Consider the following 14,411-nt stretch of genomic DNA (forward strand, 5'->3'; position numbering starts at 1 on the left):
AAGATACTGAGGAAGAAGACGACGAAGAAGAAGGCAGTGGTGAAGAAGCTAAAGGGGAAGACTCTGCCGAAGAAGACTCCGCTGATGAGGATGATTAATTAAGCCTGATCTCGGAAAGGTTGAAAATTTAGCTCTTTTTGTTTCAAGTGAAACCCGCGTGAGATGAGCGCTGCGCGGGTTTCTTTATTTAGGTCCTAAAAACAGAGCGAATGGTTTAAGTAATTTTTACTTTACTTAGAGTAAAAATACGTTACCTGAATTACTTAACTAGAAGGAAAAAATCAGTGACTGTTATACGCTTGCCAGATGGTTCAGAAAGGGTATTTAATCGTCCAGTGACTGTTTTAGAAGTTGCAGAATCGATAGGTGCAGGTCTTGCGCGCTCAGCATTAGCAGGAAAGGTTAATGATAAATTGGTTGATTTATCTTATCGTATCGAAACAGATAGCGACCTAACTGTTCTTACTGAGAAAGATACTGAAGGTTTAGAAATCATAAGGCATTCGAGCGCACATTTATTAGCACAAGCTGTTAAGGAATTGTTTCCTGAGGCGCAGGTGACCATTGGTCCTGTCATAGAAGATGGTTTTTATTATGATTTTTCATATAAACGTCCATTTACACCGGAGGATCTCGCTGCAATTGAAAAAAGAATGGTAGATATTAGCAGGCGGGATTTAAAGGTTGATCGAAAGGAGTGGGATCGTTCTGCTGCAATAAATTTTTTCAAGGATCAAGGGGAGCATTATAAGGCTCAAATAATTGAATCGATTCCTGAAGGACAAACTATTTCACTTTATTCACAAGGTGATTTTACTGATTTGTGCCGCGGGCCGCATGTGCCATCGACATCCAAGCTCAAAGTTTTTAAATTAATGAAAGTAGCGGGCGCATATTGGAGAGGTGATTCTCATAATGAAATGCTGCAAAGGATATATGGGACAGCATGGATAAAAAAAGAAGATCAGGAAGCATATTTACGACGCTTAGAAGAAGCTGAAAAGCGTGATCACCGGAGACTAGGTAAACAATTAGATCTGTTTCATATGCAAGAAGAAGCGCCTGGAATGATTTTTTGGCACCCAAAAGGTTGGATTCTCTGGCAGCAAATCGAGCAATATATGCGACAAATACTGAACCAAAATGGCTACTTGGAAATTCGTACGCCACAGGTCCTTGAAAGATTGTTATGGGAGCGCTCGGGCCACTGGGAAAACTTCCGTGAGAATATGTTTGTTACAGAAGCTGAAGAGCGATATTTTGCTATCAAACCCATGAATTGCCCTGGCCATGTGCAGGTATTCAATCAGGGGCTCAGAAGTTACAGGGATTTACCCTTGCGACTTGCTGAATTTGGATCCTGCCACCGAAATGAAGCATCAGGGGCTTTACACGGTCTCATGCGCGTACGGGCCTTTACTCAAGATGATGCGCATATTTTTTGTGCAGAGGAGCATGTGCAAGATGAAGTCATACAATTTATTGATTTGTTGCAACGTGTTTATAAAGATTTCGGTTTTCATGAAGTTTTAGTCAAACTTTCTACCCGCCCACAAAAAAGAGTGGGAACAGACGAGCAGTGGGATAAGGCAGAAATGGCGCTAAGTTCTGCATTAAATCTGAAACAGCTTGATTGGGAGTTACAGCCGGGAGAAGGTGCTTTTTATGGTCCTAAAATCGAGTTTTCCTTGAGAGATAGTATTGGGAGGGTATGGCAATGCGGCACTCTGCAGTTAGATTTTTCGATGCCAAACAGGTTAGGTGCAATTTATATTTCTGAAGATAATTCGAAAAAAATTCCAGTGATGCTGCATCGTGCAATTTTAGGTTCCTTAGAGCGATTTATCGGCATTCTTATTGAAAATCATGCAGGCGCACTTCCACTTTGGCTTTCTCCTGTCCAGGTCGTAGTTCTAAATATTTCAAGGAACCAGATAGATTATGCTCAGAATGTAGTAAAAGAACTCAAGTATCATGGTATTCGTGCAGATTCGGACTTGAGAAATGAAAAAATAAACTATAAAATTCGAGAACATAGTTTACAGAAATTACCTTACCAAATAATTGTAGGTGATGCTGAAGTAAAGGATAATGTAGTTTCTGTGCGGAGTAGATCAAATATTGATCTTGGTCAAATGTCTTTGCAGACATTGATAGATCGTCTAAAAGTAGAAATTTCAGAAAAGATAAATTAAGTAGATTTTTATACAGCTTGGAGGAATTGCCATAAGTCAGGAAAAACATGTACGTATAAATGAGGAAATTAATGCCCCAGAAATACGATTAATTGGTATAGATGGAGAACAAATTGGTGTTGTTACGCTTGCGATAGCAAATGTTTTGGCTGAAGAGAAAGGTGTAGATTTAGTTGAAATTGCACCGGGTGCTCAGCCGCCAGTATGCCGCTTGATGGATTATGGGAAGTATCTCTATCAAGAAAGTAAAAAGAAGCATGAAGCAAAGCTCAAGCAAAAGCAGATCCAAATCAAAGAAATTAAATTTCGGCCAAATACTGATGAGGGTGATTACAACATCAAATTACGTAATTTGATTAATTTCCTGGATGAGGGCGACAAGGTAAAAGTTACTCTAAGATTTAGAGGTCGTGAAATGGCACACCAAGAGTTTGGTGTTCGTCTTTTGGAACGAGTAAAAGATGATCTTCAAGAACATGCGATTGTAGAGCAATTTCCCAGACTAGAGGGTAGGCAAATGGTGATGGTGTTGTCACCCAAAAAGAAAGAAATAAAAAAAAGTAAATAGAAAGAGTTAAAGCAAGAAAATAAAGTTTGAACAGCTATAATATCTACGTGAGCATACTAATCATCCAAGTTATCTGATTGGATTAGTATATTAATTTAGAGGGTTTATAAAAATAAGTGATTATAGGTTCCAAAGTTTTCTAACTAAATAGAAACACCTTAATCATATAAATAAGATAGGAGTTAAGTTATGCCTAAAATGAAAACCAAGAAAAGTGCTGCTAAGCGCTTTAAAGTGAGGGCTGGTGGTACCATTAAACGATCCCAAGCATTTAAGCGGCATATTCTGACCAAGAAAACTACCAAAAACAAAAGGCAGTTGCGTGGAACTGCTAGTGTTCATTCGAGAGATATAGCATCTGTGCGTGCTATGTTACCTTACGCATAAGGAGGTTTGCGATGCCAAGAGTGAAACGTGGTGTAACAGCTCATGCGCGCCATAAAAAAATACTTAAACTGGCTAAGGGATATCGAGGCCGACGCAAAAATGTCTATCGTATAGCCAAAGAAGCGGTAATGAAAGCGGGTCAGTATGCATACCGCGATCGCCGCCAGCGAAAACGTCAATTTCGTGTTTTATGGATTGCTCGTATTAATGCAGCAGCACGTGAGCATGGATTAACATACAGTAATTTTATGAATGGTATAAAAAAGGCGGGTATCGAGTTGGATAGAAAAGTACTGGCAGATCTTGCTGTATTTGATAAAACCGCTTTTGAGAAAATAGTAGAAAGGGCTAGAATAAATCTGGCTTTATAGTTTGGCACGAAAATAATAAGTGCAGGGAGATCAAGGATTAAGGAACTTGATCTCCCTTTTTCTTGCATGATCCTTATGTATTACCTTTTATGAAAAACCTAGAAAATCTTGTAAGTGAAGCAGTTATTCTTATAGATAGGGCAGAGAATGCCACTGAGCTCGAGCAAATAAAGGTTCGCTATGTGGGAAAGGAAGGAGAATTAACTAAATTACTTCGAGGGTTAGGAGAGCTGCCACAGACTGATCGCCCTGTTATGGGTAATCTGATTAATCAAGCTAAAAAATCATTAGATGAAGCGCTGGCACGACGCAAGAAAATTATTGAAGAAAAGGAAATGATAGCGCAACTAGAAGGAGATACATTAGATGTGACGTTGCCGGGGCGTGGGCTGGGTATGGGTAGCTTACATCCGGTTTCGCAAGTATTGATGCGTATTGAGTCACTATTTCACTCGATTGGTTTTGCTGTCGCATCAGGCCCAGAAATTGAGACTGATTTTTATAATTTTACTGCACTTAATATTCCAGAGAATCATCCAGCTCGTGCAATGCACGATACTTTCTATGTGGATAGTATGTACTTATTGCGTACCCACACCTCTCCAGTTCAAATCCGCTATATGAAAAATCATCAACCTCCTCTAAAAGCTATTGCACCAGGGAGAGTTTATCGCTGTGATTCTGATGTAACGCATACACCCATGTTTCATCAGGTGGAAGGGTTATGGGTGGACGAGTATGTTAATTTCTCAGCTTTGAAAGGCATATTGATGGATTTTATGCAAAAATTTTTCGAGCGTGAGGATTTACCGGTACGTTTTCGGCCTTCGTTCTTTCCTTTTACAGAACCTTCTGCAGAAATGGACATTGGTTGTGTCATGTGTGACGGAAAAGGCTGTAGGGTATGCAGTAATACAGGTTGGTTAGAGGTACTGGGTTGTGGCATGGTACACCCGAATGTTTTGAAGTATGGCGGGATAGATACTGAAAAATACACTGCCATGGCCTTTGGTTTGGGAGTAGAAAGGTTGGCAATGCTGCGATATGGGGTAAATGATTTGCGGTTATTTTTTGATAATGATTTACGCTTTCTAGAGCAATTTAATTAAATAAATCTTCTCGTTAGTACCTGCCTGCCTTATTTATAAACTATTGTTATGAGATTTTCAGAGAATTGGCTTCGTACGTTTGTAAATCCACCCCACTCGAGTGATGAGTTGGCGCACGCTCTAACTATGGCTGGACTGGAGGTGGAAAGCGTAGAACCTGTAGCGCCACCTTTTGATAAAGTGATTGTGGCTGAGGTGGTATCTGTACAAAAACACCCTGATGCAGACCGACTTAATGTGTGCCAAGTTGATATTGGAACAGCCGACAATAAACTCATTCAAGTCGTATGTGGTGCACCAAATGTTGAAGTTGGAGTGAAAGTACCTTGTGCCTTAATTGGCGCTCATTTACCAGGCATTGTAATCAAGCAAAGTAAATTACGTGGCGTGGAATCTTTTGGCATGTTGTGTTCTGCAAAAGAATTAGGGTTAAGTGAAAATGCAGAAGGTTTACTTTTGCTACCTAAGGATGCACCAAACAGCATGAATTTTAGAGAATTTTATGCATTAGATGACCAGATTTTTACGCTTAAGCTTACACCTAATCGGGCAGATTGCCTTGGGATATTAGGTGTGGCGCGAGAGGTAGCAGCAATTACTGCCATAGATTTTGTTCCTCCAGAAATTGAGCCAGCTAAGAGCGAAATCAGTGATACTGTAACAGTGTATATAGATAAGCCTGAGGTATGTCCGCTTTATTGCGGAAGAGTAATACGTGAAGTATCTCTTGCTGTAGCTACCCCGCTTTGGATGGCTCAACGTTTAGAGCGAGGCGGAATACGTACGATTAATGTGGTAGTAGATGTCCTTAATTACGTAATGCTGGAAACAGGTCAACCAATGCACGCATTTGATTTAGCAAAAATTGGGAGCGTGCAAGCAGGAAAATTATGGGTACGTTATGCAAAAAAAGACGAGTGTTTAGAATTGCTAAATGGACAAAAACTTGAGTTACAACCGGATATGCTGGTAATTGCGAATGAGGATGAACCTTTGGCATTGGCTGGAATCATGGGGGGAATTCAAAGTGGCGTCCAACTGGAAACAACAGATTTATTTTTGGAAAGTGCATTTTTTTCTCCGGAAGTGATAAGCGGCAAATCATTTCGCTTGGGATTCAGTTCAGATTCTGCACATCGCTTTGAGCGAGGAGTTAATTTTGCTGCGACACGAGATGCTTTAGAGCGAGCTACTAATTTAATTTTGAGCATATGTGGTGGTAAAGCTGGTCCTATAACGGAGGTTAAAAATAGATTACCAAGCCGTGACGTTGTTAAGGTTCGCCTGGAGCGGATAAAACGGCTGCTGGGAATTGATGTGGAAAGCGGACAAATTTCAGAAATTTTTGAACGCTTGAGATTTAGTTTTTTCGTTAATGATGATGTATTTCATGTTACACCACCACCTTATCGTTTTGATCTAGTGATAGAAGAAGATTTTATCGAAGAAGTAGCACGCATATATGGGTATGATCATATTCCTGCGAGTTTACCACGCCCAATGATGTCAATGCTTCCAGAATCTGAAGTAATTGATCTTCCTTCTACCCGATTAAAACATATTTTGATAAGCCGAGATTATCGGGAGGTAATCAATTACGCATTTGTCGATGCCAATTGGGAATTAGATTTTGCGAATAATGATTCACCAGTAGTATTGAAGAATCCTATTGCCAGTCAGATGAGTGTGATGCGTAGTAGCTTGATTGGTGGACTAATTGCTAACTTGCAATTTAATCTTAATCGTAAGCAAACCAGAGTTCGAATATTTGAAATTGGTTGCTGTTTTATGAATAATGAAAGTAATTATCAGCAAACTGAGAATATTGCTGGTCTTTGTTATGGGGATGCAGCGCCAGAGCAATGGGGGCAACCTGCTAGAAATATTGATTTTTTTGATGTGAAGATGGATTTAGAGTCTCTATTCTGGCCAGAGCAGGTGAGATTTGAAAAATTTATTCATCCAGCCTTACACCCAGGAAAATCTGCTCAAGTTTATAAGAACGATAAAATTGCCGGATGGCTAGGGGAATTGCATCCGCGTTTGCAGAGAAAGTATGATTTGCCCAGATCTGCAATATTATTTGAGTTACATATTGATTCTTTATCCACAAGAACATTGCCAAAAGTTAAGAGACTTTCCAAGTTTCCACCTGTACGACGTGATATCGCTATCGTGGTAGCTAATCATATAAGTACTCAGATGTTATTAGAAAGCATAAATACTGAGAAAGCGGCTATTATTTCTGAAATTCACCTTTTTGATGTTTATAGTGGAAAGGGAATGGAATTTGGCAAGAAGAGTCTTGCTTTTCGTATTTTATTACAAGATACTGAAAAAACCTTAGTTGACAAGGAAATAGATGAGGCGATTTCAGAATTGATTGGCATATTAGAATCTAAATTTAATGCTAAACTACGCGGATAATTTTATCCTGAATAAGATTAGGAAACGTGTATCTTGTTGATTTAACTATTGAAGAATATTCTTAATAGTTCCCTGCATGGATTTTTTATTAATAACAATATATTTATATCCATTTCTCAAGTTTGAAAAGTCTTTAATACGATAATTTTAAAAATAAAATATTTAAATCACATAGGTAACATATTATTTTTTTAATAGATTTTATCTATGGGTTTTATAGAATCTTATATTTTGTTTACGAGCTAAAATTTGTTCATACAGGTGGGGTAAACATGGCGTTAACAAAAGCAGAATTGACTGATCTGTTGTTTGAAAATGTAGGACTCAATAAGCGAGAAGCTAAAGAAGTAGTAGAATCTTTTTATGAGGAATTACGCATAGCTCTTCAGAAAGGTGAAGGAGTCAAGCTTTCTGGCTTTGGTAATTTTCAATTACGTACTAAACCTCAGCGCCCTGGACGCAATCCCAAAACAGGTGAAGAAATTCCCATCTCGGCACGCCGTGTAGTTACTTTTCATGCCAGCCAGAAACTTAAGTCAATGGTAGAGAAGAACTATCATGGAAAAAATGAAACTAAGTAGTATTTTTTTTCCCATACCTAAATGAATTGTGTGGAGTTAAATCTCATACTTTGCAGCAGTGAGGGTCTGCACAGCTGAAATCAATTAAGCGACATGGAAATCAATGCTATTATCCAACATCATGAAGTATTACTTATTCGATCTCTGAATGAATTACGTTATGATCATGGGCTTTTACTATAAATGACGCGTCACCATTTGTAGCCTGGATCTACATCAATTTTGATAGATGTGTTGAAATTTCATCTTCAAAGATAGAGTAGGGTGTTATATCTTAGATAGAAATAAAATTAAGGGAGTAGGACCAGTGCTTCTTTCTTGATTTGTTTTGTGAGTGATTCTAGTGTTGGAGTTTGTATTTGCTATAATTTAAGTCGTCGGGGCGTAGCGCAGCCTGGTAGCGTACTTGCATGGGGTGCAAGTGGTCGGAGGTTCAAATCCTCTCGCCCCGACCAACTTAATTTTTAGCATATGATGAATTAATCACTTAAATAGTGTAGTGTATTCTCATATAATTAAGTCTAAATTTGGTTAGCGAGTTTATTTGAGTCTCTTATGAATATTGGGTAGACTCAAATATAGTATTTTGACTTCTCATTAATTTCCAGAAAGTTAATTCAAATGCGCATATTGCTCAGTAATGATGACGGGTATTTTGCGCCAGGTCTTGCGTGTCTAGCCGAAACCCTTTCTAGTATAGCGGATATAACCGTGGTAGCTCCAGAGCGTGACCGCAGTGGCGCGAGTAACTCTTTAACACTTGATCGTCCACTAAGTTTGCACAAGTCACATAATGGTTTTTATTATGTTAATGGTACCCCGACAGATTGTGTGCATCTGGCAGTAACCGGTATGCTAGATGATTTACCGGATATGATCATCTCTGGTATTAATGATGGGGCTAACATGGGAGATGATACAATTTATTCTGGTACTGTAGCAGCTGCTACTGAGGGATTTCTCCTAGGCATACCCTCAATTGCTGTATCTCTCGTAAGTGTTTCTAGTGGTAATTTTTCAACTGCAGCAAATATTGCGTTGAATATGGTGAAACGGTTCATGGAGAAAAAATTTCATGTACCTATTCTGTTAAATATCAATGTACCTGATGTTCCACAAGAGCAATTACAAGGAATGGAAGTAACGCGCTTAGGACGCCGCCACAAGGCTGAAGCAGTAATTAAATCTCGCAGCCCACGAGGAGATACAGTCTATTGGGTGGGTGCCGCAGGTGCAGCACAAGATGCTGGAGAGGGAACCGATTTTTTTTCAGTTCAAAATAATCGTGTCTCAATTACTCCATTGCAAATAGATCTTACTCGATATGATCAAATAGGATATCTGAAAGATTGGTTGGGGATGGAAAAAATATGATGGGAGATATTGATTTGTGAGCATACGTCATTCCGGTATTGGCATGACATCACAGCGAACGCGGATGCGAATGGTCGAGCGTTTACGTGAGCAAGGTATCACCGATGAAAGGGTGTTAACCGTAATGAACACAATCCCTCGTCATCTTTTTGTTGAAGAAGCTCTGGCATCTAGAGCTTATGATGACGTGGCACTACCTATCAATTTTGGTCAAACAATTTCAAATCCATGGACTGTAGCCAGAATGACCGAGCTTCTTCGTGCAAATTCTAATCTCGGTAAGGTGCTTGAAATAGGTACTGGTTGTGGATATCAAACTGCAGTGCTTGCTCAACTAGCGCAAGAAGTGTATTCAATTGAACGTATAGGACCGTTGCTTACTCGTACACGTATCCGTTTGCGTGAGCTAAGAGTTAGCAATGCTTATTTGAGACATGCAGATGGATTACTTGGTTTTCCTGAAGCGGCACCATTTGACGGCATTATGATGACAGCTGTTACCACGCAAGTGCCAGAATCGCTCCTAGAACAATTAATGATAGGAGGTAGAATAGTTTATCCGAAAGGGAGTCGAAAGCAGAATTTGTGTGTAATAGAGCATACTTCTCAGGGTTTTATTGAGACCATACTGGATGAGGTGAAGTTTGTTCCAATTTTATCTGGTGTCATTAGCAAATAAACGGTACAGGAGCATAATAGAGATGCTGGATATTATGATCAGGAAAGCCTGTTTAGAAATTTATGGAGTTATCACAATGGCTATCTTAGTAGTAAGATCGAAGTTGTTTACTATTTTATCTGGCGTGTTACTTGTTTTTCCTTATTTTTTAATAACTGGATGTGTTGCACCCCATCCAGCTCCAGTAGTCGAGTCTCAAAGAAACTTAAATCAAGCAATAGATAAAGCACCGGCTAAGCAAATCTATATTGTTCAAAAAGGAGATACCCTCTATGCGGTTGCACTCAGGCATGGCATTGATTATAAAGAACTGGCCCAGTGGAATGGGATTGTAAATCCTAATGCGCTTAAGATTGGCCAGGAAATTGATTTGTCCGTACCATCTAGGCAGAAGCTATCTTCTCAGCAGGAAAAAGTAATACCAGAGCAAGTTGTTACGGCGCAGCCGACACTGTTTTCAGTCCCTCAGCCAATATTATCTTCCGAAAGGGCCAAGCAACTTCCATCATCAGCTTCACAAGCTGGCACGGGGGCATCAGCCAGTTCGCTTGTAGCCGAACCGAAAGGAGTCAAATTGCCCTATTCCGAGACAGCTGTGGCTCAATTAAGAGGTTCAAATAGTACACCTAATTCACCTACTACACCTCCTAAAGCAGAGACTGTAGCAATAGCTCCAGTGATACAAAAATCAGAAATGGCTTCAACAACACAATTAAGAGGTTCAGATAGTACACCTAATTCACCTACTACACCTCCTAAAGCAGAGACTGTAGCAATAGCTCCAGTGACGCAAAAATCAGAAATGGCTTCAACAACACAAAAAATAGCCACAGCTCCAACAACACAGAAAATTGTTGAAAATGAGAGCACTCCAAAAAGTAGCCCGCAAAAGTTAGAAGCTAACCGCAGTAATAATATCAAGTGGAGTTGGCCAACAAACGGCCAATTGCTGAGCAGATATACTGAAAAATCCAAGGGAGTGACTATTGCTGGTAAACCTGGTCAGTCAGTATTAGCGTCTGCGGATGGAACAGTAGTTTATAGCGGTAGCGGACTTCGCGGATATGGAAAATTAATTATCGTTAAGCATAATAATACTTACCTTAGTGCTTATGGACACAATAGCAAGATTTTGGTTCGAGAAGGTGAAACTGTAACGAAAGGTCAGAAAATAGCGGAAATGGGGAACACCGATAGCGATACTGTGAAACTTCATTTTGAAATTAGGGAGCGAGGTAAACCTGTTGATCCTCTTAAATTCTTATCTAATTAATTTGAAGATAGTCGCGTCACTGAGACTGAAATAATGATAATAATTCCTGAGTTTGCAGCTTGTCATGATTGGCGTGCTTGATAATTCTAATCTGCAATAGATGCTGCGTTAATAATCCAATTCCATCCACTAACGCATTTGATTAAACCCAGGTTTCTCGTTAGTAATCTAATCGTTTGATTCACAATGGTATTCTTAAAAAGAAATATTAGAATAATTTATTGATTAGCGGAGGTGGCGACCTGGTTTGATGTTGGTGTGGCAAGCGTGACGCGCTGGATTAAGAATATCTATCGCAAGCCACAAGGGCTCAGAAGACGCAAGATTGATCTCGACGCGCTGCGCCAGGATGTTCTCGATTACCCCGATGCTTACCAATACGAACGAGCAAAGCGTCTGGGTGTTACGCAAAATGCGATTTTTCTTGCCCTCAGGAAATTGCGCGTGAGCTATAAAAAAAACACTGCGGCATCCTGGGACGAACGAAGGCGCACGGCTTTTCTTCCAGGAAAAAATCAAGGCGCATGAAACTGTCGGTCGTACGATTGTTTACATTGATGAAAGTGGGTTTGCCCATGATATGTCGCGCATGCATGGATATGCTCCCATGGGGCAAAGATGCTACGGCGTCCGGGACTGGCATGCCAAAGAGCGGACAAACGTCATCGGTGCGCTGATCGGAGAATTCCTGCATACCATCGGATTGTTCAGGACGAGCATTAATGCCGATGTTTTCTATGCGTGGACCGTGCAAGACCTGTTGCCCAAACTTCCTCCGGCTTGCGTCATCGTGATGGACAATGCCGCTTTCCACAAACGACAGGATATCCAGGAGGTCATCGCCAAAGCTGGGCACGTGCTCGAAATACACCTACCCGCTTACTCCCCGGACCTCAACCTCATAGAACACAAATGGGCGCAATCAAAAGCCTTGCGCAGAAAATTTCGATGCTCCATCGAGAGCCTCTTCAATGAGAATGCTCTTTGAATCATTCTTAACTGGTTTGGCTATATAAGATTACAAAGAGCATGTTTTACCAAGGATCAAGCTTATCTTCTTTTTGAAAGAATCTTATAGCGTTTTTGGGATTAAAATTGTAATAGTCAGATTATTATCATGCTGAAACTATAGAGTTTGCCGATCATTAGATTCTATTAAAGTGATCAAAGTCGAGACATCAATCCATCTATTATTGAGGATAGCAATATCTCCTGAGATAATAGAAGGCAATCTACTTGGTTCTCCCAGGTCGGTTAAAACCATCGCTGCACCATTGAAATTTTGTGAATATGTATATTCGCTGATTGTGATGATAGTTTTAATACCTGCTGCGCAAGAGGATTGTAATCCATTTTCTGAATCCTCAATTGCGATACATTGTTGAGGTGGTGATCCAAGTTTTTCGAGTACCCAGTAATAAATATCTGGAGCGGGTTTTTTTTGGGGCACGATGTCTCCAGCGCCAATAACATCAAACCAGTTAAGAGATTCTTCCCCCAATGTAAATTTTAATAGAGAGGTTACATTTTCTAATGTCGTGGTTGTAGCAATCCCTATTTTTATTTCTTTTTCACGCAATTCATGAATTAGTCGTGCTATACCAGGACGCAGAGGAATATTCCCTTTTGCTAATAAATCAAGAAAATATTTGGTTTTAGTTTTATGTAATTCAGCAATCCAGTCAGACAAATCGCGCTTGTTTAATATGCTAGGCGCGTATTTTTCGATGTAATAGCGGATACGTTCTTTGCCACCAGTAATTTTGAGTAATTGGCCATATAGTTCAGTATCCCAATTCCAATCAAGTCCAAACTCTTTAAATGCAGCGTTAAAAGCAGGGCGATGTCCGTCTCGTTCAGTTTCGGCAAGAGTACCGTCAACATCAAATAACACTGCAGAAAGCGGAATATTATTTTTTTTCATAGATAAGTTGATGTGTTATAGCTGGCGCGTTGCAGGCGATCAGAAATTGCTAGCCATGCTGAGTCTACAGGGGGAGCTTCTGCCAACATACGAAAAAACCCTTTCTGATCTAGTTGACGAAGTGTGGCATATAATTGATGACCATATTCGATTGGATCAGCCGGCATTAAAAAAAGATGAATGTTTTCATTTGCAGCTTGGGAAAGATAATCGGAATCAGACCAAACAATTAGAGCAATTCGTAACCCATTTTTATTCAATTGCTGTGCACGTTGTTGAATTGATTCGGTAGGCCACACTTCGATAGGTGTTGCAGGAGCGTAATGAGAGGATAGATTACCCGGAGTCCGTAAAGCTATATCTTGATTTCCTTTCAAGACGATTTTTTGTTTTAGTACATCTTCAAGTGATGCTATGGGGATACCGCCGGGGCGTAAAAGAATGGCTGTTGAATTATAAAAACTGATAATGGTACTTTCCAAGCCAACTTTGCAAGTGCCTCCGTCCAAAACCATGCTCACTTTATTGCCAAATTCTTCATATACATGATTTGCCGAAGTAGGACTTAATCTGCCAAAGCGATTTGCTGAAGGTGCGACAAGCGCTCTATTTCTACCAAGTGCTCTTAGTAGAGCAAGTGCAATCGGATGATCAGGAATACGTAAGCCGACAGTATTTTGGCCACCCGTTACACTAAGTGGTACATGTGAGCTTCTGGGCAGAATTAGGGTAAGAGGTCCTGGCCAGAAATGCTCAGCTAATTGCCAGGCTGAATCAGGTACATCAGTTGCCCAATATTCTAATTGATTCATTTCTGCGAAATGAACTATAAGAGGATGATTAATAGGGCGTCCTTTTATTTCATAAACTCGATTTATTGCTGAAGGATTAGCGATGTCTGCTCCGAGCCCATAAACAGTCTCTGTAGGAAAAGCTACATTTTTGCCAGCCTTTAAAAGAGTAACAGCCGCAGCAATTTTATCATTAAGCGTAAGCAATGGTTCCCTATCATTCATACTTTTGATAGATAAATATACAAAAACAAAAGTTATGTTTTATCTTTATATTGTTAGTTTTAGATTTTGACAATAGATTTTGATTAATTAATTCAGTATCGATGAAGTCACTACTTTAATATGAATATGATATGTAGAGAGATTATATTTTTTTCTATTCAATATCAAATACAACAGATTCAGGCTATAGGCTATAGTTTCTAAGTAGTCTTAGTAAATTTATTGTAAGTTAAGAGTGCTCGCAGATAATTAAAGTTTGCAAAAAATATCTCATATTCTAAATGATTTTGCATAATTTCAAAATTAAGACATTCATTTTGTCGAATAGTGTTCAAAAAATGAATTCGATAGAATAATAAATTTTAAATTCTGGAAGAATAATCTATCGTTCACCCAAACTATTGAAGCAGTGATAGATTTTATTTTTTGCTGAAATCCCCTGCTATAAATATGGAAAAACTACTTGACTAAAATGATGAAGGTGACTAGCCTGTAGAGTGTAGCCAG

14 protein-coding genes and 1 tRNA gene are annotated in these 14,411 nt (G+C 39.5%); 13 read left to right on the forward strand and 2 right to left on the reverse strand.

Annotation, left to right across the window (positions count from 1 at the left end; translation table 11 throughout):
- Window positions 1–284: 284 nt before the first annotated feature.
- From thrS to BLV54_RS12600, 13 genes are all read left to right on the forward strand, one after another.
- Entirely contained in the window at window positions 285–2,195 is a 1,911-nt protein-coding gene (gene thrS, locus BLV54_RS12540) for a threonine--tRNA ligase (RefSeq protein ID WP_090571994.1), read from the forward strand.
- Between the two features lie 25 nt (window positions 2,196–2,220).
- On the forward strand, window positions 2,221–2,763 hold the full coding sequence (gene infC, locus BLV54_RS12545; RefSeq protein ID WP_371113303.1) for a translation initiation factor IF-3: 543 nt from the start codon (window positions 2,221–2,223) through the stop codon (window positions 2,761–2,763).
- A gap of 189 nt (window positions 2,764–2,952) precedes the next feature.
- A complete protein-coding gene (rpmI, locus tag BLV54_RS12550) occupies window positions 2,953–3,150 on the forward strand; it encodes a 50S ribosomal protein L35 (RefSeq protein ID WP_090571996.1) in 198 nt (65 codons plus the stop codon).
- An 11-nt stretch (window positions 3,151–3,161) separates the two neighbouring features.
- Entirely contained in the window at window positions 3,162–3,521 is a 360-nt protein-coding gene (rplT, locus tag BLV54_RS12555) for a 50S ribosomal protein L20 (protein ID WP_090571997.1), read from the forward strand.
- Between the two features lie 89 nt (window positions 3,522–3,610).
- A complete protein-coding gene (gene pheS / locus BLV54_RS12560) occupies window positions 3,611–4,630 on the forward strand; it encodes a phenylalanine--tRNA ligase subunit alpha (RefSeq protein WP_090572007.1) in 1,020 nt (339 codons plus the stop codon).
- Between the two features lie 48 nt (window positions 4,631–4,678).
- The gene (pheT, locus tag BLV54_RS12565) at window positions 4,679–7,057 is read left to right on the forward strand and encodes a phenylalanine--tRNA ligase subunit beta (protein WP_090571998.1); all 2,379 of its coding nucleotides are present in this window, start codon (window positions 4,679–4,681) and stop codon (window positions 7,055–7,057) included.
- 272 nt (window positions 7,058–7,329) lie between these two features.
- Window positions 7,330–7,638: an integration host factor subunit alpha gene (locus BLV54_RS12570; protein WP_090571999.1), complete on the forward strand. Its 309-nt coding sequence runs from the start codon at window positions 7,330–7,332 to the stop codon at window positions 7,636–7,638.
- A 378-nt stretch (window positions 7,639–8,016) separates the two neighbouring features.
- A tRNA-Pro gene (locus BLV54_RS12575) sits at window positions 8,017–8,093 on the forward strand.
- A 166-nt stretch (window positions 8,094–8,259) separates the two neighbouring features.
- A complete protein-coding gene (surE, locus tag BLV54_RS12580; protein ID WP_090572000.1) occupies window positions 8,260–9,012 on the forward strand; it encodes a 5'/3'-nucleotidase SurE in 753 nt (250 codons plus the stop codon).
- A 16-nt stretch (window positions 9,013–9,028) separates the two neighbouring features.
- Complete coding sequence (locus BLV54_RS12585) at window positions 9,029–9,691, forward strand: protein-L-isoaspartate(D-aspartate) O-methyltransferase (RefSeq protein ID WP_090572001.1); 663 nt, start codon at window positions 9,029–9,031, stop codon at window positions 9,689–9,691.
- A gap of 22 nt (window positions 9,692–9,713) precedes the next feature.
- Window positions 9,714–10,964, forward strand: coding sequence for a peptidoglycan DD-metalloendopeptidase family protein (locus BLV54_RS12590; RefSeq protein WP_090572002.1), 1,251 nt, complete (start codon window positions 9,714–9,716; stop codon window positions 10,962–10,964).
- Between the two features lie 234 nt (window positions 10,965–11,198).
- A complete protein-coding gene (locus BLV54_RS12595; protein ID WP_090572003.1) occupies window positions 11,199–11,492 on the forward strand; it encodes an IS630 transposase-related protein in 294 nt (97 codons plus the stop codon).
- A 25-nt stretch (window positions 11,493–11,517) separates the two neighbouring features.
- Window positions 11,518–11,952, forward strand: a complete 435-nt coding sequence (locus BLV54_RS12600; protein WP_090572004.1) for a transposase — start codon at window positions 11,518–11,520, stop codon at window positions 11,950–11,952.
- A 138-nt stretch (window positions 11,953–12,090) separates the two neighbouring features.
- Here the strand turns inward: BLV54_RS12600 and BLV54_RS12605 are convergent, their stop codons facing one another.
- Together BLV54_RS12605 and BLV54_RS12610 are read right to left on the reverse strand one after the other, a co-directional pair.
- Window positions 12,091–12,888: an HAD family hydrolase gene (locus tag BLV54_RS12605; protein ID WP_090572005.1), complete on the reverse strand. Its 798-nt coding sequence runs from the start codon at window positions 12,886–12,888 to the stop codon at window positions 12,091–12,093.
- Window positions 12,885–13,886, reverse strand: a complete 1,002-nt coding sequence (locus tag BLV54_RS12610; protein WP_256329464.1) for an L-threonylcarbamoyladenylate synthase — start codon at window positions 13,884–13,886, stop codon at window positions 12,885–12,887. The genes BLV54_RS12605 and BLV54_RS12610 overlap by 4 nt, the downstream gene beginning before the upstream one ends.
- Between the last annotated feature and the right edge of the window lie 525 nt (window positions 13,887–14,411).

Origin of the sequence: Nitrosomonas sp. Nm33 (genome assembly GCF_900107265.1) — a bacterium.
Classification (GTDB): domain Bacteria; phylum Pseudomonadota; class Gammaproteobacteria; order Burkholderiales; family Nitrosomonadaceae; genus Nitrosomonas.